Source organism: Fictibacillus sp. KU28468, from assembly GCF_026153615.1.
Classification (GTDB): domain Bacteria; phylum Bacillota; class Bacilli; order Bacillales; family Fictibacillaceae; genus Fictibacillus_C; species Fictibacillus_C marinisediminis.
This window is the reverse complement of sequence record NZ_CP110666.1, coordinates 2,410,423-2,428,437: the sequence shown is the minus strand read 5'-3', so window position 1 is coordinate 2,428,437 and position 18,015 is coordinate 2,410,423. Positions and strand designations below refer to the sequence as shown.

Here is an 18,015-nt window from a genome sequence, read left to right as displayed (position 1 = left end):
TAACAGGTCTTGTTGTGGATAACTGTAAATAACTTAAATTGTGGATAAACCTGGGATAACTAAGCGTGCATAAATATTCATGTATGCATAAACGCTTGGATAACCTGCTGGAAAAAGAAGTATACCTCCCTACCGTTTATGGATGCTGGGAAATAATGATCATGGCAGCAAGCGGGATGGCTTGACTTCACCTTGAAACTCACGTTACATTATCGGACAGAGAGTAATCTATTATTTTGGAGGTGCCGTACATGCGGTTAGCGGACAAAAAGGTATTGAGTCTTGTACATCATGAGTTTGAAGATCTGGAATTATGGTATCCTATTCTGCGTTTGCGGGAAGAAGGAGCTCAAGTCGATCTTGCCGGGGAGAAAGCGGGAGAAACCTATAAAGGAAAATACGGAGTACCTGCGGAATCGGATTATTCATTTGAAGAGATTGATCCCTCAGACTATGATGCTTTACTCGTTCCAGGCGGGTGGGCACCCGACAAACTGAGACGTTTTTCAAAGGTTATAGAAATCGTTCAGCATATGGAAACTCATAAAAAGCCAATCGGTCAAATTTGCCATGCCGGATGGGTCCTGATCTCTGCAAAAATGCTTCAGGGTAAAAATGTAACGAGCACACCCGGGATAAAGGATGATATGGAGAATGCCGGAGCAGTGTGGCTGGATGAGGCAGTAGTCGTTGATGGCCACCTGGTCTCAAGCCGCCGTCCGCCAGACCTGCCGATATATGTGAAAGCATTTGCTGATGTACTGGCCGGTGAGTATAACTAACAATAAAAAAAGAAGGCGGCATCTGCCGTCTTCTTTTTTATTTGGTTCATTCATTTTCAATGGCGGGACCATGTGGGAATCGAACCCACCGGAGACGGCACGCGCCTCCCAAGAGGTGTTGAAGACCCAGGCGAGCACCAGCTGCACTTCTGGCCCCGTGGAAGGAAGTTATTTCTTAACAAGTTCTTCCTCAAAGTAGAATGTTGAAGGATTTTCTTTCACAATGTAAGAATAGCGTTTCATGTTCTTAATAAACTTGCATCGTAAAACAGTGACCATTTCATCGGTAGCTTTAATTTTTACGGATTCACCGGCGGCAAACAGATTATTTTTCAGGTTGGTTCTCTCCCTAATTCGTAATAAAGTATTGCTTCAGCCCTGAGTAACAAACAAAAAGGAAAAAAAGAGTGAAAGTTTCACTCTTTTACTATCTTCCAGTCATAAAGTTCTTCAATCTGGCAATCTAATTCTTTTGCGATGGTCATAGCATTGCTTAGACTCATTACTTTTTTAGACTGGTAATCGTTTAACTGGTCAACAGAGATATTGGTTTTTTTTGAAAGAGCTTGGATCTTCATGTTCTTATCAGCAATTAAAGATTTAAGATTGCTTTTTTTAGGTTTATAAACGTTCAAAACGCCACCTCACTTTTAAATAGTATAACACAATGGCAATGGAATAGATAGTTTCACCCGAATAAAGCTTCACCGCAGAAGCCTGTCTGTAAATAAAATGGTGCGATATAATAAGAAAAGAGAAAATACAGGGAGGTGTCTGCGATCGGAGCAAAGCATATTACGATTGGAATTGCCGGCCATATTGACCATGGGAAAACAGCCCTGACGAAGGCGTTGAGCGGCGTGGATACTGATACGTTAAAAGAGGAAAAAGAGCGAGGCATTACAATTGAACCCGGGATCGCTCATTTTTACCTCGGTGATGGAATCCAATCAGTTATCATTGATGTTCCTGGGCATGAACGGTTCATCCGCCAGATGATTGCTGGTTCAGCAGGAATTGATATGGTCATCCTTGTGATTGCAGCAGATGAAGGAATTATGCCGCAAACCGTTGAGCATCTTGAAATTCTTCAATTTCTGGGAATCACGGATCTAGTTTGTGCAGTTTCCAAGGCAGATAAGGTTAATGAAGAATGGAAGTCATTGCTCCTCGAAGAGGTCGAAGAGATGATGAAGAGCTTCTCGTTCCTTAACCATTCTGTTCATTTTGTCGACAGCTTTTCAGGAACAGGGTTGGAAGAACTGAAGTTGGAACTCCTCGGCATGGCGGAAAACGTAACCGCTAAAAATGTCTGCGGTCCATTTCGGCTGCCGATCGACCATTCGTTTACTGTAGCAGGACAGGGAACGGTTGTAAGAGGAACGATTTTAGAAGGCTCCGCCTCTGTCGGTGACACACTGCAAATGGAGCCGGGCGGAGATATAGTAAAAGTAAGGCAGCTGCAAGTACACAACAGACAAGTGGATTATGCCCTGGCGGGACAAAGGGCCGCCCTGAATGTCACGGGGATCAAGCATGAGGATGTTAAAAGAGGGCATGTTCTTTTTTCTCCAGGAGAGTATCAAGTTACGGATACATTAGACATCATGCTGCTGTTAACCAAGAATCATAAGAAGATCAAGCAGCGCCAGCTCATCAAATTTTACATAGGAACTACAGAAATCATGGGTAAGATCGTATTCTTTGACAGAAACGAATCTACTGAAAAAGCGGGAGCTGCTTATTGTCAGGTTCGGTTAGTCCACCCGGTCATAGCCAAGCGGGGTGACCGGTTCATTTTGAGGCGTCCTTCTCCTGAAGAAACGATCGGCGGCGGAGAAGTGATCGATCCAAATGGTGGAAAATACCGGTTTGGAGAGGAGACTGTTGCATTCCTGAAGGAGAAAAAAGAGGGTGCTCCAGAAGAATGGATCATCCGTCACCTGCAATCACATCATTTGCTGCACGTGGATGAGATGGCAAAATTGACGGGCATCCCTGCCGTTCTGTCTGGCCATCTACAGCGTTTACTGGCTGAAAAGCACATCGTTGAGGTTTCTTCAGAACAATATGCACTGTCAGAGAGCGTTTCGGAGATAAAAAACAGGATCGTAGAAGAAGCCGCTCGCTTTCATCAGCAATATCCTTTGCGGGAAGGGTTGGATAAAGCCGAACTTCTACAGCGGCTCAAAGGATATCCTGCCTTGCTGATTGAATATGTTTTAAAAGAACTGCTCCATGAAGCTGCATTGCGGCAAAATCAGAATCTGATCGCACAAAGCAATTTTCAGCCGGAGATTCCAAATCAATGGAAAGTGCGTTACCAACAGTTGGAGCAAAGGCTGTTTCAGCAGGGAATTGAGTCAGATCCTTTTGATCAGCTTTACGAACAGGCTGGACTGCCGAAAGGAATGCGACTGGACATCTTATCCTATTTGCGACGCACAGGCCAGGCTGTGCAAGCAGGGGGAGACAGGCTGATCCACAGCAAAGCCCTGAATTTGCATATGAAGACATTAAAGGAGAACTGTGCACCGTCCTTTTCCATACAGGAAGCAAAAACGGCATTGAAGATATCCAGGAAATTTCTTATTCCGTTTCTTGAATTACTGGATCAGCTGGGATATACAGAACGTGCAGGTGATCATAGAAGATGGAATAAGGCATGAAAAAAACTCCGCAGTAATCGGAGTTTTTTTAAGGTTCAATGATGATCAATCTTTCTTTTCGTTCGGTAACACTGCCGATCTTTGCTGCTTGCTTTAATCCTGCGCTATGCAGATCTCTAAGATAAGCATCGGCCTGGTTCTCCGGCAGACTGACTAATAATCCGCCGGACGTAACAGCATCACATAATATCCATTGCTGTGTTTCTGTCAGCGACTCATCATACCTGATCAAATCTTCAATCCATTGATGGTTCGCTTTCGTGCCGCCTGGGACGACTCCCTGCATGGCAAGTGCTTCTGTTCCTTCGACGACCGGTGTTCTGGAATAAGAGAGAGCGACCGAAACTGATTCACTGCCTTTAGCCATCTCACTGGCGTGTCCCAGCAAACCAAATCCGGTCACATCGGTCACAGCATTAGGCTGATAGTTAGCAAGGCATTCTGCCGCAGTTTTGTTCAATGTGGCCATGATCTCCGAAACATACCGGACTTGCCCCTCATTCAAACGGTTCTGCTTGATGGCGGTCGTCTGAATGCCGATTCCGATTGGTTTTGTAAGTATAAGAGCATCGCCGGGCTTTAATCCTACATTTTTGTAGATCTGCGCCGGGTGGGCAAAGCCTGTAACCGATAAGCCGAATTTTGGCTCCTGATCATCGATGGAATGTCCTCCAACGATAAGAGCACCAGCCTCTTGCACTTTGTCGGCCGCGCCTTTTAGAATCTCCGCTAATACTTCATGGCCCAATTTTTTTAGCGGAAAACCGACAATATTTAAGACGGTTTTTGGGGTGCCGCCCATCGCATATACATCGCTTAAAGCATTGGCTGCAGCAATTTGTCCGAACATATACGGATCATCTACAATGGGTGTAAAGAAATCTACGGTTTGAATCATGGCAACTTCTTCACTCAGTTTGTATACTCCTGCATCATCAGAAGTTTCCAGGCCGACGATCAAGTTAGGGTCAGCTTCTCTTTCTGGTAAATGGCACAAAACTTGTGCCAGGTCCTCGGGACCGATTTTGCAGCCTCAGCCGCCTTTGGTTGAAAACTGGGTCAAACGGATTTTATCCTGGCTTGTCATGAACTCCACCTCCTTAAATGTAGTATAAACATTTTTGAGGCAAAGTGCGAAAAAGTACAATCGAAAAAAAGAGAAAGAAGAAAGGAGCAGCAACGTGAAGGAAAAGTTGAGGAGATTGCCTGCTGTGAATGCTGTTCTGCAGGCCAAAGATTGGCAGGCGGGGAAATTGGAAGTTCCGGCAGAAGTAATTACACGATGGGTTCAGGAAGAAATCAGTAATCTCCGGGAAGCCATACTGAAGGGCAGCTATAATGGAAAAGCCGAAAATACAGAACTGCTATCCCGGGTTTGTGAAGCAGTCAGCCGCAGGCTTTACGAAGAAGGTCCCTATTTGTTGAAGAAAGTAATCAATGCAACAGGTGTTGTTTTACATACGAATCTAGGGCGGGCAAGGCTGAGCAGAGCTGCTGCAGAAAGGGTGGCCGAGGCTGCATCTTCCTATACGAACCTTGAATACAATCTTGAAGAGGGATCCAGAGGATCTCGGAATGAGGTTATTGAGAAGCAGATCACATCCATCACTGGCAGTGAAGCGGCATTGGTGGTAAACAATAATGCCGCAGCGGTTTATTTTATCCTGAATGTTTTAGCGAAAGAGAAAGAAGTTATCGTTTCGCGGGGAGAGCTTGTGGAGATTGGCGGCTCCTTTCGAGTGTCATCCATCATGGAAGAAAGCGGTGCCCGCCTGATTGAAGTGGGCACGACTAATAAAACGCATATGGCAGATTATGAACGAGCGATCACAAGTGAAACGGCTATGATTATGAAAGTCCATAGCAGCAATTTCAAAATGAGTGGCTTTACAAAAAGTATTCCTGCAATCGAACTGCTGAAATTGAAAGAAAAAAATCCGGGACTTATTTTATATGAGGATATGGGGAGCGGATCGCTCTTTCCGTTCTCGCGGTATAAGATCGGAGACGAACCGGAGATAAAGCCGGCCGTTCAGGCAGGAATTGACCTGATCTCTTTTTCCGGGGATAAATTGCTTGGCGGCCCTCAAGCGGGGATTATCGCAGGAAAGAAGGAATTAATAACCGTATTAAAAAACCATCAGCTTGCGAGGGTGCTTCGTGTAGATAAACTTACCCTTGCTGCTCTGGAAGCCACTTTGCTCGCTTATCATAATGATGAGAAGGCGAAAGAGATTCCTGTTATCCGGGACATGCTGAGAACACAGGAGGAAATTCAGACACAGGCCGAAAGGATTGCAAGAAAGCTGGAAGGCGCGTTCAATTGTACGGTAAAAAAAGGGTTTTCCATGCCGGGAGGCGGAACGATGCCGGATGTGCTATTGCCTGCCTATATAATAGAAGTAACGGATTGTAATCTGTCACCTTCTGAGCTTGCGGATAAGTTAAGAAAGCAGAGAGTGCCTGTGATCGTAACGGTAAGAAACAATAAATGTGTCATCGATCCGAGGACTTTGGATGAAACGGATGAAAAGGCTCTGATTCAAACGTTCTTAAACCTAAACTAAAAGCCAACGCTTAGGTTGGCTTTTAGAGGAATTACATTTTTCCGCCGTGCTTCTGGCGGGTGTGATTTCTGTTTTTCACTTTTTTTGATCCGCTCAGCGGTTCAGGCTGTCCTGGATTTTCACCTTTTGGGGCATTTTTGCGAATATCATCAAACCTATTATGCTCTGTCATAAGACCCTCCGTATTGAATAAATTATTCTTTGTTTTGGCATAGTAAAGACATTATGACATCAAACAAAGGAGAAAGAACAATGCCGTATCACAAAGATAAACAACAGGCTTTTCAAGATGCAGAAAAAGGATATTCTCAGGCAGTTTCTGCAAATCAGCTCATTCAAACCCAAGCTGCCGATTATGGCAGAAGGGTAAAAGAACTGAAAAAAGAAGCAGAAGAAGCACTGCAGCAGATCGATAATGCACTCGAAGTGTCCTCTGAACATCAAAGACAGCAGCTCGAGCAGTACCGTTCAGAGCTCCAAGGATTTATTTCACAATATAACAGCTGATTTATTTTCGTTTTTTTGTCTTTTTATTGTTCTGTTTCTGTGCCTCTGTCAAAGGTTCGTTGGAAGCGTGAAGCTGTTCGTTGCCAAATTCCGTCTCATATCCTGCGCCGCCGCCTTGAGCTTTAGCTGCATTCATTCCCGGACGGATATGATTCGCTTTCCCTTTTGCTTTTGCCATAAGATCCACCCCCCTTGTTCCTTTAGTGTGTGCAGAACAAAGAAAAAAAGCACTCCCTAATTCTGGAGTGCTTTTTATAAAAGAACAGACTATTTTTTCCTGAACCAGTCAACAAGCAGCCAGAGACCGCTTAAGCCAGCCAATACATAAATGATTTGCGTTAATGCGGAACCGCTTCCAAAAATTGCGGTAACTACGTTAAAATCAAATAAACCAATCAGACCCCAGTTCAGTGCTCCGATAATTGCAAGAAGTGTAGCAAGCTGTTTTAGAATAGCCATGTGCTCTCAGCTCCTTTCCCAAGAGAGTTATTTAAGTCTCTATATCATACGAAAACGCAAATCTTTGGTGAATGGAAACGAACATAAGATTTTCTTATATCGTTTAATAACATATCTGTTATTTACTTATTGAAAGCACTTTCGTATGATAGGTAAGGGAAGGAAATTGTAGAATAAGTAAAGAGAGAATTTTGCAGTATATGTGCAACTTTTCGACAATTTTTCTCTTGTTTGGTGTATGATTGGTTTGAAGGAGGAGAGTGGAGTTATGACTAAACAACAAAATGACATTTTTAAAGCGCGTTCATCATTTAGCGCAAATGGAAAAACGTACAACTACTATCGACTGAATGCACTCGAAGAAGCGGGTGTGGGCAACGTTTCCAAATTGCCGTACTCCGTTAAAATTTTACTTGAATCCGTTTTAAGGCAGCATGACGGCAGAGTAATTCTAAAAGAACATATTGAGAACCTAGCGAAATGGGGAACTCCAGAACTTAAGAATATCGATGTTCCTTTCAAGCCGTCACGTGTAATCCTGCAGGATTTTACAGGTGTGCCTGCTGTCGTTGACTTGGCTTCTCTGAGAAAAGCCATGAAAGATATGGGTGGAGACCCTGCTCAAATTAACCCTGACATTCCGGTTGACCTTGTAGTTGACCACTCTGTACAGGTTGATAAATATGGAACAGCTGATTCTTTAAATGTAAACATGAACCTTGAATTTGAACGAAACGAAGAGCGCTATAAGCTGTTAAGCTGGGCACAGTCCGCGTTCGATAACTATCGCGCGGTGCCGCCTGCTACAGGAATTGTCCATCAGGTAAACCTTGAGTATCTTGCTTCTGTCGTGCAAAGCCACGAAGTAGAAGGGGAACTTGAAGCTTTCCCTGATTCACTTGTTGGAACGGACTCCCACACAACAATGATCAATGGTCTTGGTGTATTAGGATGGGGTGTCGGCGGAATTGAAGCCGAAGCTGGAATGCTTGGACAGCCATCTTATTTCCCAGTACCTGAAGTAATCGGCGTGAAGCTTGTCGGTGAACTTCCTGACGGTGCAACCGCAACTGACCTTGCGTTAAAAGTGACACAAGTTCTGCGCGAAAAGAAAGTAGTCGGCAAGTTTGTTGAATTCTTTGGACCTGGGCTTGCGGAAATGCCGTTGGCAGACCGTGCCACGATCTCCAACATGGCGCCTGAGTATGGCGCGACTTGCGGATTCTTCCCTGTAGACCAAGAAGCGCTAAACTATCTTCGGCTTACCGGAAGAAGTGAAGAACAGATCACCCTTGTTGAAGAATACAGCAAAGCAAATGGCTTATTCTACACACCGGGAGCTGAAGATCCGATCTTCACTGACGTAGTTGAAATCGATTTAACACAAATTGAATCCAATCTTTCCGGTCCTAAACGCCCTCAAGACTTGATTCCGCTGTCTAAGATGAAAGAAGCTTTTAATAAAGCGCTTGTTTCTCCTCAAGGCAACGCAGGATTCGGTTTAACAGACGAAGAGATCAACAAGGAAGTTAAAGTGAAGCATCCGAGCGGAGAAACATCTGTCTTGAAAACGGGAGCAGTTGCTATCGCTGCGATCACAAGCTGTACAAACACATCTAACCCATATGTAATGCTTGGTGCCGGGCTTCTTGCAAAAAAAGCCATTGAAAAGGGACTTAAAGTTCCAGCTTATGTGAAAACGTCTCTTGCTCCTGGATCAAAAGTTGTTACAGGATATTTAGAAAAAGCAGGACTTATGTCTTACCTTGACCAATTAGGCTTTAACCTTGTCGGATACGGATGTACGACTTGTATCGGTAACTCCGGCCCACTATCTCTTGAGGTAGAACAAGGCATCGCTAAAAATGATCTTACGGTTACCTCTGTACTTTCAGGAAACCGTAACTTTGAAGGACGAATCCATCCGCTGGTAAAAGCGAACTATCTCGCTTCTCCTCCGCTTGTTGTGGCATACGCGCTTGCGGGAACGGTAAACATCGATCTTCAAAATGATTCATTTGGCAAAGACAGTGAAGGCAACGATGTTTATTTCAAAGATATCTGGCCTTCTTCTGCTGAGATTAAAGAAGCGATGAACCAAGCGGTTACTCCGGAAGTGTTCAAAAAAGAATACGAAAGTGTTTTTGATGAGAACGCTCGCTGGAACGCATTAAAAACAAGTGCTGAAAAGCTTTACAGCTGGGATGCAAACTCAACCTACATTCAAAACCCGCCGTTCTTTGAAGAACTTTCTGCTGACCTGAAAGAAATTCAGCCGCTGAAAGATCTTCGCCTGATCGCGAAGTTCGGTGATTCAGTTACAACTGACCACATTTCTCCAGCAGGTGCAATCGCTAAAGATTCTCCAGCAGGAAAATATTTGATCAGAAACGGTGTAGAGCCTCGCGAGTTTAACTCTTATGGTTCACGCCGCGGTAACCATGAAGTGATGATGCGCGGAACGTTCGCCAACATTCGTATCCGCAACCAGATCGCACCTGGAACAGAAGGCGGCTGGACGACATACTGGCCGAAAAATGAAGTAATGAGCATCTATAAAGCTGCAATGAAATATAAAGAAAACAACACAGGCTTAATGGTCATCGCCGGAAAAGATTACGGAATGGGAAGTTCTCGTGACTGGGCAGCAAAAGGTACAAACCTTCTTGGTATCCAAACGGTTCTTGCTGAAAGTTTTGAACGGATCCACCGCAGCAACCTCGTGTTGATGGGTGTGCTTCCTCTTCAATTCAAAGAAGGCGAAACTGCAGAAACGTTCGGTCTTACAGGCAAGGAATCCTTTACTGTACAAGTTGACGAGAATGTAAAGCCGCGTGACGTAATTAAGGTTACGGCCGTGACTGAAGAAGGATCAAAAATTGAGTTTGAAGTCATCGCACGCTTCGACAGTGAAGTAGAGATTGACTACTACCGCCATGGAGGAATTCTTCCAATGGTTCTTCGCAACAAAATTTCCAACAAACAGCCTCAAAACTAAATGAATATTGAAGCTCTCCTTTGGGAGGGCTTTTTTATTTTTCTGAAATTTGAATAATAACATTTTTTCCTGTCCATAACAGTAACAGAATATGGATGATGGAGTGATGATTTTGAGGAAGAACAGACACATCTCGTTTAAGGACCTGGTCAGAGAAAACAAGAGGGAACTGCTGGGTGATCAGGAAGCCATGGAACGAATTGAGAAGAAACTTGAAGAAAAGCATACAAAAAAAGCCTAATGGAGACAGGAAGTTCCTGTTTCTTTTTTTTATTTTGAGTAAATATTATGTAATGAAGGAGGCAGATATATATGAGCAACCCGAAAAGACATCCGCAATCCTTTGTACCCAGCCATCTGGGGACACAGCCAAGAGAAGGAAAAGGCAATAAGGGAAAACAAATGGCCAACAAAGGCAATGAACATCCTGATTATGTGCCCACAAAAGGCTGAATAAAAAAGAGGTTCTATTGCCTGCAGGTCAGCGATAGAACCTCTTTTTTGCCATTTTCCGAATGAAAACACTGGCATTTCCTTCTTGTTTTGTTCACTACCACCATATAAATCAACATATTTAGCGAAGTATGTAGTAGATGAGAAATAGGAGGGGTACGGTTGATAACTGCAGAAGTGAAACCATTGCCTGTCTCAACCAAGAAGGAAGATCAGGACGTTTTATATCGGGAGCTTGAATTACAGATGCAGCGTCTCGGTCATCTTGTTCCTTTTCGTGAAGAATTAAATTGGGGAAATGAAATAGGATCGGTTGAGATTGGGCCTGACTCAATCATAAATAAACTTAAAAAAGCTGCCGCTAAAAGCGACGGTGTTCTTTTGCTTTATGCAAAATTAACAAAAGGCACGGTCTATCAGCACATTATCATGCATCCGAATGTGGAAGGGTTCTATCTCCCGTTCCGGTTTGAAGAGCCATTCTTCATAACGGTGAAAAATAAAAAAATTTGGATCGGTTCCTCAGTCAGGCTTGCGGAAGAGCTTAATTGGCTCGGTATTACCATGCAGAACCTGGAGGACAAGGAAGTGGTGGATTGCTGGAACGCTTTTAAAGAATTATGCGATCTCAGCATCGAACACCATTCGCCAGTCATTATGAACAGAAATTAGCCCGGAATATTTTTTCCTCTTTGATACAAACTATGTTTGATTCAAATTTAGAGGAGGGAAAATCCCGATGGCTAAACCAGACGACAGAAGCAATAATGTTGAAAGGCTGCAGCAGATGGTAGAAAATACGCAGCAAAACATTCAGGAAGCAAATGAATCTGTTCAGAATACAGATATGACTTCCCAGCAAAAAGAACAGATCAAGAACAAGAACGAGAGAAGAGAAGAAAGCATTCAATCGTTCCAGAGCGAGATTGAAGATGAAAAATCTTACCGCAATAACCAATAGATAAAAGAACCGCCCCCTGCTGTAACATTCGTTGCGATAGGGGGTTTTTGCATATTGCTTCAGTCGTGCACCTTCACTGTGTTACACTTTACTGGAATGGCGGATAAAGGAAAATATAAGACAGGTGATGACAGAACATGTTAGTTTCAGAAGCAAAAGTGGACGTAAGATATGCAGAAACAGATCAAATGGGTGTCGTCTATCATGCCAATTACCTAGTTTGGTTTGAGATTGGCCGGACGGCATTTATTGAAGATCTCGGATTCAGCTATGCACAGATGGAGAAGGATGGAATTTTATCTCCAGTCACTGAGATCCATGCCAATTATAAGAAGCCACTGACATATGGCGATCAGGCCAAGATTTTCACATGGGTGGATGAATATACAGGGCTGAAGGTAAAATACGGTTATGAAATCAGAAATTCCAAAGATGAGCTGTGTGTGACTGGGAATTCGACACATGTTTGTGTCAAAAAAGATTCATTTCGTCCCATTTCAATTAAGAAAGTTTTTCCGGATTGGCATCAGGCTTATGAAGCACAGAAAAAACAAAAGCAGGGATAATCATGGCATTTGGTTTAGCAAGACAAGAGCTGAACGATTGGAAGAAACGAGCGGCCAGTGGCAAAATTGCTTTTATTACCCATTTTTGGTATGATCCCCGCTTTCCTGATATGAAAACGGTCACGAAGGTTGGCTGTTCAGATCTGATAGCCTTAGAAGAATGGGGTAAGAAGTATGGCCTAAAGAAAGAATGGATCCATCACCGCCATGGCTATCCCCACTTCGATCTGATGGGGCACAGGCAAACAGCAATTCTTTGGGCAGAAAACAAAATGGATCAGGTAGAAAGGCTGATAAAAAAGACAGAAAAGAGGAATCGGTAATCTCGATTCCTCTCATTTGTTTATTCATACTGAAAATCGATCGTTTGACCGTCTTCATCCACGTCGATGTTCAGGTTATGATCATCGAAATACCACATGTCATCTCGTTCAACGTAGAATGTAATTCCATCCTTCTGAACTTCAGAACCTGCTTCTTTCGGCTGTTCTTTTGCAACTCCCAGTGAAAAGCCGCTCTGGACTGTACTGCAGCCGCCGAGCCTCACAAAAAAACGCACAAAATCTCCGGTTTTTATTTCCATTTCGTTCTTATACCATGCAACAGCAGAGTCCGTAATGTTCATCTTCATAGTAGTAGTAAAACCTCCTTGAGAGCCTGATTGTAACATTGCATTCCTCATCTTTGCTACTATAGCTGAAGCCTCTCATCAAATAAAGAATTTTGTTTTAAATGAAACATGTTATAATAATATCGATACATACCGGACAGAAATACAGGTAACATATAAGGGGACAATAGTGTGAAACATAGAGTAGCAAAGGTTTTTATTTCCATGCTTCCGCAAAATGGGATCTCCCGTATTGCCGGTTCATTGGGAAGAACAAAAATGAGCAAATGGTATGTTAAACCATATGCCAAAATGTATGACATTAACTTATCAGAAATTGAAAAACCAATACAGGACTATAAGCACCTTACTGAATTTTTTTCAAGGAAATTAAAGATCAATGCGCGCCCGATTGATAATTCGGCTGACTCAATCATTTCTCCGGTTGACGGAGTGGTATCTCAGTTTGGACGGATTCAAAAAGGGACGATCATCCAGGCGAAAGGAATCGATTATTCGGTTCATTCTTTATTGGGTGAGGCGAAAGAGGACTTTGAAGAAGGAAGCTTTGTTACGATCTATTTAAGTCCAAAAGATTATCACCGTATCCATATGCCGCTTGACGGAAAAATCACTTCGAGCACGTATATACCGGGGCGTCTGTTTCCTGTCAACGATATCGGCGTTAATCATGTCAAAGGGCTCTTTACGAAAAATGAAAGACTCGTTACCTATGCTGACACAAAAGCAGGGGAGATCGCCATCGTGAAGGTCGGAGCATTCATCGTCGGAAGTGTGCAAGTGGCATACAGCGAGCCGTATAAACGGGCAAGAAAAAAGGTGCTAAAAACGGAGCATCCCTCTGAACGATATAAAAAAGGGGAAGAAATCGGCCATTTTGAATTCGGTTCGACCGTCATCTTAATCTTTCAAAACGGAAAAATGGAGCTCGATCCATCTGTCAAAGCCGGTTCAGCTGTTAAAATGGGCCAAAGAATAGGAAAGATTAAAGGGGCTGTCCTGAAAGTCGAAAATTGACCTTCAGGCAGCTCCTTTGACGTGAAAAATCTTCAATGAAAAGTTGATTGGAGTGCAAGGGGCGAGACTCCTCGAAAATGAACTTCACATTTTCTTCGTGCGATAAAAAGCTGCCGGAGCCTTCCTTGTCCTGCGGGACTAGCGTGACAGGTGAGACTCCCGCAGGCGCTTGCGCCAAAAAGTAGGCGTTCACGCCGGTAAGGCTCACCGCACGCCCCGCGAAAGTAGGAGCTCGCGCCGGTAAAAGCGAGCAGCCTGGAGGGGAGATCAACAGCTACCAGACTTCTTGGACAGCCCCTTTTTTGCATCATTTTAAAACGGGTATAGTGGCTTGAGCAGCGAAAAAGTAAAAGAAGAAAGGAAGGAAAAGTTCATGAGCTTCTTAACAATGGAACAATTATTTCAGCAGGCGAAGGCGGATTTTTCAGTGTCCGACATCATATCACCTCATGTACGAATTCTGTTTATCCTGGAGTCCCCGCATCGCGAGGAAATCAAACATCATATACCGTTGGCCGGTTCTTCAGGGAGGTCGGTAAGCAAAGTTTTATTTGAAGGGAAACAAAGCCTCCCCTTTGGATTGCTGCTGAAAGAAAATAGCGATAAGAAACCTTATTGCCATCTTGGCATCTTGAATGTTTGCCCGTTTCCGCTGCAGAGCGCAGCGATTCCAGATAGCAAATGGTGTGATAGCCACCCTGAATTTGTGAGTGCTGCGGAAAAAGTCCGTGTGGGGAATGATAAAGATGTGTACAGGGACGAAACATGGAATGCTTTCCAGGAAATCATGCAGCAGGATTTTAACCAAAGGTTAACCGAACTTGTCCATCAGCCTTTGGTCATCGTCCCGTGCGGACGGTTTGCACAGAAACAGTTCCGGCTTGCTGATGTCCAGTCTTCCAACTGGAAAGTTGTCAGCGATGTCCCTCATCCTTCCTATAATTCCTGGTCAAAGGATCGGTATAGTGCACAGATAGCCGAGGTTACTGAGGCAGTGGGTTACATTTAAAAAAAGAAAAGCATGCTTACACCATACAGGACGGCAGTAATTCCTGCAGCAATAAGCGCGGGCTTCAGTTTGTATTTCGCATAATCAATGACTGGAAGATTCAATATCCGGGCGATCGTGTTCGTATCATCGCTGAGCGGTGATGCAAAGGCTCCGAACGTTCCACTCGCGAATACAGCTCCGATCACAAGAGGAAGGGAGATGCCGGCAGCTTGGGACATGGAGATCCCGAGCGGCATCAGAATGCCCCATGTTCCCCAGGCTGAACCAATAAAATAGGACACTGCTGCACCGAAAATGAATAGAGCAGGAGTCACGAATGCGGAAGGAATCCATCCTGAATGGTCGGTAATAAACCGCGAGAATCCCAGCTTGTCGGTCACGGAGGACAAGCCCCAGACGACGGTAAGCAGTACGATAACAGACATCAGCTCATTTCCGCCGGCAATGAAGCCCTCCATCAGGGGCCCCGTTTTCACACCTTGAAATCGGTAGTAGACGAACGAAAACAATATGGTGATGATAAGAGCCATCACCATGGCATCTAGCACATCCGCTTTAATGAAGGCGTTAAAAAATCCTTCACTTTTTTTGCTCCCGTCCCACCAAGTGAGGAATAACGTGAGAGAAACGGCAATAATCAACGGAATGAGCAAGTTCCACGGCTTGACGGGAAGATCTTTTGACACAGCAGGGTCACAGTTATGCCAGTCATCTTCCTCAGTTTCGATGGACTCATTGCTGCTCATGGGCTGTGAGCTGGAATGGTGGAAAAAGCTTAAATAAATGCCAAGGATGATCATAACAATTGAAAAAAAATTATAGGGGATGCTTTGGATAAAGAGGGAATAGGCATCGCCTTTTATCTTTTCATTCTCTAAAGCCATATCAACGATGGAAGTCATATAGCCTACAAAAGCGGTCGCGATCGGGATGAGTACAATGATCGGCGTCGCTGTAGTTTCGATGACAAATCCCAATTCCTGGGTAGACATTTTTACTTTTTTCATCAATGACCTCATGATCGGAGCAATGGTTACGAACCGGAAGCTGGGTGCGCTGAATGTGCCGATCGTAGAAACGTAAGTTAAGAACAACGCTCCTTTTTTTGTCTGAATCCTTGAAGAGGCTGCTTCTACGAAACCGCGAATACCGCCTGAAAGTTTAATGATGCCGACCAGTCCTGAAAAAGCGTAAAGAAACAACAGGATTTTCAGGTTGCTTTTATCGGTTAAGCCCTCAATGACAAAAGTGATCATTTTTTTGAGGCCGCCGATGAGGGAAGGCTCCAACAGGTAGCAGCCCGCCAGAAAGCCGATAAATAAGCCCGGCAGAACTTGCCTCGTTTTAACCGCTATGGGAATGACAACAAGAAAAGGTATGATGGACAGCCAAGTTTGATTCATAATGCCCCCCGATTCATCTGGATTGACTAATCATTATCATGTGATGCTCAAGGGAAATTATTCTTGATCGTTCATGAATCGCCAACAAAGCCTTACCGGCATACACTATTATGTATGCCGCAAGATCAGTTTGCAGCATGTAGAGGTTGCATTATTTCTTCTGTCATGTTAAGGTTATGTTCGATAATAAATTGTAAAGCAAAACTGTTTATATATACTTCTGTATAGGGGCATATTATATCTAAATATGTGCCTTTTTTTAAGGCCTACTTTGTTTAATAATCTTTATATTGAACACTAAACCAGTGATTTTTAAGATTGTAAAAGATGATTTCAGGAGATTTGCTTGGAAGTATAAGGAAATGGTTTTGACGAAAAAGGAGACAGTTACACATTGACAACATTCAGTGAATTAGGTTTAAGTCCCGAATTGCTAAAATCAATTAACAATATGGGTTTTGAAGAAGCTACGCCGATCCAGCGTGATACGATTCCAACCGCTCTTAATGGAACGGATCTTATCGGACAGGCTCAAACAGGAACAGGAAAAACCGCTGCTTTCGGTATTCCGTTGATCGAAAAGATCGACGTAAAAGCCCGTAAAATTCAAGGAATCGTTCTTGCTCCAACACGTGAACTCGCAGTTCAGGTTGGTGAAGAACTAAACAAGATTGGCCAGTATAAGGGGATTAAAACCCTTCCGATCTATGGTGGACAATCGATCGTCAGACAGATCAAAGCACTAAAAAACAATCCGCATATTATTGTGGGTACACCAGGTCGAGTGATCGACCATATCAACAGAAAAACATTAAAGCTTGAAGATGTTCATACTGTTGTTCTTGATGAAGCAGATGAAATGCTGAACATGGGCTTTATCGAAGACATTGAAACAATCCTTGAAAATGTCCCGACTGAGCGCCATACGATGCTCTTCTCTGCTACAATGCCGAAACAGATTCAAAAGCTCGCTGAGCGTTTCATGAAAGATGTTCTTGTCATTCGTGTGAAAGCAAGTGAGATGACGGTTAAAAGCATTGAACAAGAGTATGTAGAAGTTAAAGAAAAACAAAAGTTTGATGCTCTTACCCGATTGCTTGATATTCAATCTCCAGAGCTTGCCATCGTTTTCGGCCGTACGAAGCGCCGTGTTGATGAATTGGCTGAAGCATTGAACAAGAGAGGCTATTCTGCTGAAGGAATCCATGGTGACCTTCCGCAATCGAAACGTGACATGGTTCTTCGCGCGTTTAAGAACAACACGATTGAAGTACTGGTCGCTACTGACGTTGCAGCCCGCGGATTAGACATCAGCGGTGTTTCTCACGTATATAACTTTGACATTCCACAGGATCCTGAAAGCTATGTTCACCGTATTGGACGTACAGGACGTGCGGGAAGAACAGGATATGCGGTTACATTCATCACTCCTCGTGAGATCGATCATCTCTATACGATTGAAAAAATCACGAAGCGTAAAATGGTGAAACGTCCTGTTCCTTCTCTTAACGAGGCGATTGAAGGCCAGCAACGCATGGCGCTTGATAAGCTTCTTAACGTGATTGAAGACGGAGATATCCAAATCTACAAACAAACAGCGATGGAAATGCTTGAAGAGCATGATTCTGTATCCCTTTTGTCTGCAGCATTAAAACTGTTGACTAAAGAGCCGGATAGCACTCCGATCGAATTGACATTCGAACCGCCACTTTCGGTGAAAAAACGCCGTGACAACCGATTCGGAGACCGCCGACGCCCTCAGCGCGGCAGCAGCAACGAATCAAGAGACAAGAGAAGAAACGGAGGCAACCGCAGTGACAAACAGCGTCAAGGCGGCGGCAACCGAGACATGTCATACCGTGCGCCAAAACGCATGAGAGAAGACAAAAAAGCAAGATAACATACGAAAGGAATCTGCGAATCAGCAGGTTCCTTTTTTATTTTTTGGTTTCAATGAACCGATTTTGGCATACTAGCTATAGGAGGGATA

General features: G+C 43.8%; 22 protein-coding genes and 1 tRNA gene. 14 read left to right on the top strand and 9 right to left on the bottom strand.

Going from position 1 to position 18,015, the window contains the following annotated elements; genetic code table 11:
- Positions 1–251 precede the first annotated feature (251 nt).
- Positions 252–782 carry a type 1 glutamine amidotransferase domain-containing protein gene (locus OKX00_RS12600; RefSeq protein WP_265407598.1) on the top strand — a complete coding sequence of 177 codons (531 nt, stop codon included), beginning with the start codon at positions 252–254 and terminating at the stop codon, positions 780–782.
- Between the two features lie 60 nt (positions 783–842).
- Here the strand turns inward: OKX00_RS12600 and OKX00_RS12595 are convergent.
- Both OKX00_RS12595 and OKX00_RS12590 read right to left on the bottom strand, forming a co-directional pair.
- Positions 843–939, bottom strand: a tRNA-Sec gene (locus OKX00_RS12595).
- Positions 940–1,198: 259 nt separating this feature from the next.
- Complete coding sequence (locus OKX00_RS12590; protein ID WP_053354381.1) at positions 1,199–1,417, bottom strand: helix-turn-helix domain-containing protein; 219 nt, start codon at positions 1,415–1,417, stop codon at positions 1,199–1,201.
- A 135-nt stretch (positions 1,418–1,552) separates the two neighbouring features.
- Between OKX00_RS12590 and selB the strand changes: the two genes are divergently transcribed.
- Complete coding sequence (gene selB / locus OKX00_RS12585) at positions 1,553–3,451, top strand: selenocysteine-specific translation elongation factor (protein WP_265407597.1); 1,899 nt, start codon at positions 1,553–1,555, stop codon at positions 3,449–3,451.
- Positions 3,452–3,479: 28 nt separating this feature from the next.
- On the opposite strand, the gene selD is transcribed toward selB, so the two are convergent.
- Entirely contained in the window at positions 3,480–4,538 is a 1,059-nt protein-coding gene (gene selD / locus OKX00_RS12580) for a selenide, water dikinase SelD (RefSeq protein ID WP_265407596.1), read from the bottom strand.
- 94 nt (positions 4,539–4,632) lie between these two features.
- Between selD and selA the strand changes: the two genes are divergently transcribed.
- Positions 4,633–6,018: an L-seryl-tRNA(Sec) selenium transferase gene (gene selA, locus OKX00_RS12575; protein ID WP_265407595.1), complete on the top strand. Its 1,386-nt coding sequence runs from the start codon at positions 4,633–4,635 to the stop codon at positions 6,016–6,018.
- Between the two features lie 31 nt (positions 6,019–6,049).
- On the opposite strand, the gene OKX00_RS12570 is transcribed toward selA, so the two are convergent.
- A complete protein-coding gene (locus OKX00_RS12570; RefSeq protein ID WP_053354377.1) occupies positions 6,050–6,190 on the bottom strand; it encodes a small acid-soluble spore protein P in 141 nt (46 codons plus the stop codon).
- Positions 6,191–6,270: 80 nt separating this feature from the next.
- Here OKX00_RS12570 and OKX00_RS12565 point away from each other — a divergent pair, with 80 nt between their 5' ends.
- Positions 6,271–6,525: a hypothetical protein gene (locus OKX00_RS12565; RefSeq protein WP_053354376.1), complete on the top strand. Its 255-nt coding sequence runs from the start codon at positions 6,271–6,273 to the stop codon at positions 6,523–6,525.
- Position 6,526: 1 nt separating this feature from the next.
- On the opposite strand, the gene sspO is transcribed toward OKX00_RS12565, so the two are convergent.
- Positions 6,527–6,703 (bottom strand): small acid-soluble spore protein SspO, encoded by a 177-nt coding sequence (gene sspO, locus OKX00_RS12560; protein ID WP_062231999.1) that lies wholly within the window; start codon positions 6,701–6,703, stop codon positions 6,527–6,529.
- 89 nt (positions 6,704–6,792) lie between these two features.
- Positions 6,793–6,984: a DUF378 domain-containing protein gene (locus OKX00_RS12555; RefSeq protein WP_265407594.1), complete on the bottom strand. Its 192-nt coding sequence runs from the start codon at positions 6,982–6,984 to the stop codon at positions 6,793–6,795.
- A 268-nt stretch (positions 6,985–7,252) separates the two neighbouring features.
- Here OKX00_RS12555 and acnA point away from each other — a divergent pair, with 268 nt between their 5' ends.
- From acnA to OKX00_RS12520, 7 genes are all read left to right on the top strand, one after another.
- Complete coding sequence (gene acnA / locus OKX00_RS12550; protein ID WP_062232001.1) at positions 7,253–9,982, top strand: aconitate hydratase AcnA; 2,730 nt, start codon at positions 7,253–7,255, stop codon at positions 9,980–9,982.
- Between the two features lie 112 nt (positions 9,983–10,094).
- Positions 10,095–10,223, top strand: coding sequence for an FbpB family small basic protein (locus OKX00_RS12545; RefSeq protein ID WP_082316242.1), 129 nt, complete (start codon positions 10,095–10,097; stop codon positions 10,221–10,223).
- 71 nt (positions 10,224–10,294) lie between these two features.
- Complete coding sequence (locus tag OKX00_RS12540) at positions 10,295–10,435, top strand: acid-soluble spore protein N (protein ID WP_053354373.1); 141 nt, start codon at positions 10,295–10,297, stop codon at positions 10,433–10,435.
- 162 nt (positions 10,436–10,597) lie between these two features.
- Positions 10,598–11,107 (top strand): hypothetical protein, encoded by a 510-nt coding sequence (locus OKX00_RS12535; protein ID WP_053354372.1) that lies wholly within the window; start codon positions 10,598–10,600, stop codon positions 11,105–11,107.
- 67 nt (positions 11,108–11,174) lie between these two features.
- The gene (gene tlp, locus OKX00_RS12530; RefSeq protein WP_265407593.1) at positions 11,175–11,396 is read left to right on the top strand and encodes a small acid-soluble spore protein Tlp; all 222 of its coding nucleotides are present in this window, start codon (positions 11,175–11,177) and stop codon (positions 11,394–11,396) included.
- 137 nt (positions 11,397–11,533) lie between these two features.
- Complete coding sequence (locus OKX00_RS12525) at positions 11,534–11,962, top strand: acyl-CoA thioesterase (protein ID WP_053354370.1); 429 nt, start codon at positions 11,534–11,536, stop codon at positions 11,960–11,962.
- Between the two features lie 2 nt (positions 11,963–11,964).
- Entirely contained in the window at positions 11,965–12,285 is a 321-nt protein-coding gene (locus tag OKX00_RS12520) for a hypothetical protein (RefSeq protein ID WP_265407592.1), read from the top strand.
- Positions 12,286–12,305: 20 nt separating this feature from the next.
- Here the strand turns inward: OKX00_RS12520 and OKX00_RS12515 are convergent, their stop codons facing one another.
- Complete coding sequence (locus OKX00_RS12515; protein ID WP_053354368.1) at positions 12,306–12,593, bottom strand: HesB/YadR/YfhF family protein; 288 nt, start codon at positions 12,591–12,593, stop codon at positions 12,306–12,308.
- A gap of 171 nt (positions 12,594–12,764) precedes the next feature.
- Between OKX00_RS12515 and asd the strand changes: the two genes are divergently transcribed.
- Positions 12,765–13,610, top strand: a complete 846-nt coding sequence (gene asd / locus OKX00_RS12510; RefSeq protein ID WP_265407591.1) for an archaetidylserine decarboxylase — start codon at positions 12,765–12,767, stop codon at positions 13,608–13,610.
- Here the strand turns inward: asd and OKX00_RS12505 are convergent.
- Positions 13,579–13,881, bottom strand: coding sequence for a hypothetical protein (locus tag OKX00_RS12505; protein ID WP_265407590.1), 303 nt, complete (start codon positions 13,879–13,881; stop codon positions 13,579–13,581). The genes asd and OKX00_RS12505 overlap by 32 nt on opposite strands.
- Before the next feature lie 102 nt (positions 13,882–13,983).
- Here OKX00_RS12505 and OKX00_RS12500 point away from each other — a divergent pair, with 102 nt between their 5' ends.
- Entirely contained in the window at positions 13,984–14,619 is a 636-nt protein-coding gene (locus tag OKX00_RS12500; protein WP_265407589.1) for a uracil-DNA glycosylase family protein, read from the top strand.
- Here the strand turns inward: OKX00_RS12500 and OKX00_RS12495 are convergent.
- Positions 14,616–16,025 carry a Na+/H+ antiporter NhaC family protein gene (locus OKX00_RS12495; RefSeq protein ID WP_265407588.1) on the bottom strand — a complete coding sequence of 470 codons (1,410 nt, stop codon included), beginning with the start codon at positions 16,023–16,025 and terminating at the stop codon, positions 14,616–14,618. The genes OKX00_RS12500 and OKX00_RS12495 overlap by 4 nt on opposite strands.
- Before the next feature lie 394 nt (positions 16,026–16,419).
- On the opposite strand from OKX00_RS12495, the gene OKX00_RS12490 reads away from it, so the two are divergent.
- On the top strand, positions 16,420–17,925 hold the full coding sequence (locus OKX00_RS12490; RefSeq protein ID WP_053354364.1) for a degradosome RNA helicase CshA: 1,506 nt from the start codon (positions 16,420–16,422) through the stop codon (positions 17,923–17,925).
- The last annotated feature ends 90 nt before the right edge of the window (positions 17,926–18,015 follow it).

What these genes read in the sequence shown, in the direction of transcription:
- sspO (WP_062231999.1), bottom strand. Translation starts at nt 6,703, where the DNA reads ATGGCAAAAGCAAAAGGGAAAGCGAATCATATCCGTCCGGGAATGAAT.
- OKX00_RS12495 (WP_265407588.1), bottom strand. Translation starts at nt 16,025, where the DNA reads ATGAATCAAACTTGGCTGTCCATCATACCTTTTCTTGTTGTCATTCCC.
- OKX00_RS12520 (WP_265407592.1), top strand. Translation starts at nt 11,965, where the DNA reads ATGGCATTTGGTTTAGCAAGACAAGAGCTGAACGATTGGAAGAAACGA.
- OKX00_RS12540 (WP_053354373.1), top strand. Translation starts at nt 10,295, where the DNA reads ATGAGCAACCCGAAAAGACATCCGCAATCCTTTGTACCCAGCCATCTG.
- OKX00_RS12525 (WP_053354370.1), top strand. Translation starts at nt 11,534, where the DNA reads ATGTTAGTTTCAGAAGCAAAAGTGGACGTAAGATATGCAGAAACAGAT.
- OKX00_RS12500 (WP_265407589.1), top strand. Translation starts at nt 13,984, where the DNA reads ATGAGCTTCTTAACAATGGAACAATTATTTCAGCAGGCGAAGGCGGAT.
- OKX00_RS12565 (WP_053354376.1), top strand. Translation starts at nt 6,271, where the DNA reads ATGCCGTATCACAAAGATAAACAACAGGCTTTTCAAGATGCAGAAAAA.
- tlp (WP_265407593.1), top strand. Translation starts at nt 11,175, where the DNA reads ATGGCTAAACCAGACGACAGAAGCAATAATGTTGAAAGGCTGCAGCAG.
- acnA (WP_062232001.1), top strand. Translation starts at nt 7,253, where the DNA reads ATGACTAAACAACAAAATGACATTTTTAAAGCGCGTTCATCATTTAGC.
- OKX00_RS12515 (WP_053354368.1), bottom strand. Translation starts at nt 12,593, where the DNA reads ATGAAGATGAACATTACGGACTCTGCTGTTGCATGGTATAAGAACGAA.
- OKX00_RS12600 (WP_265407598.1), top strand. Translation starts at nt 252, where the DNA reads ATGCGGTTAGCGGACAAAAAGGTATTGAGTCTTGTACATCATGAGTTT.
- OKX00_RS12555 (WP_265407594.1), bottom strand. Translation starts at nt 6,984, where the DNA reads ATGGCTATTCTAAAACAGCTTGCTACACTTCTTGCAATTATCGGAGCA.
- OKX00_RS12570 (WP_053354377.1), bottom strand. Translation starts at nt 6,190, where the DNA reads ATGACAGAGCATAATAGGTTTGATGATATTCGCAAAAATGCCCCAAAA.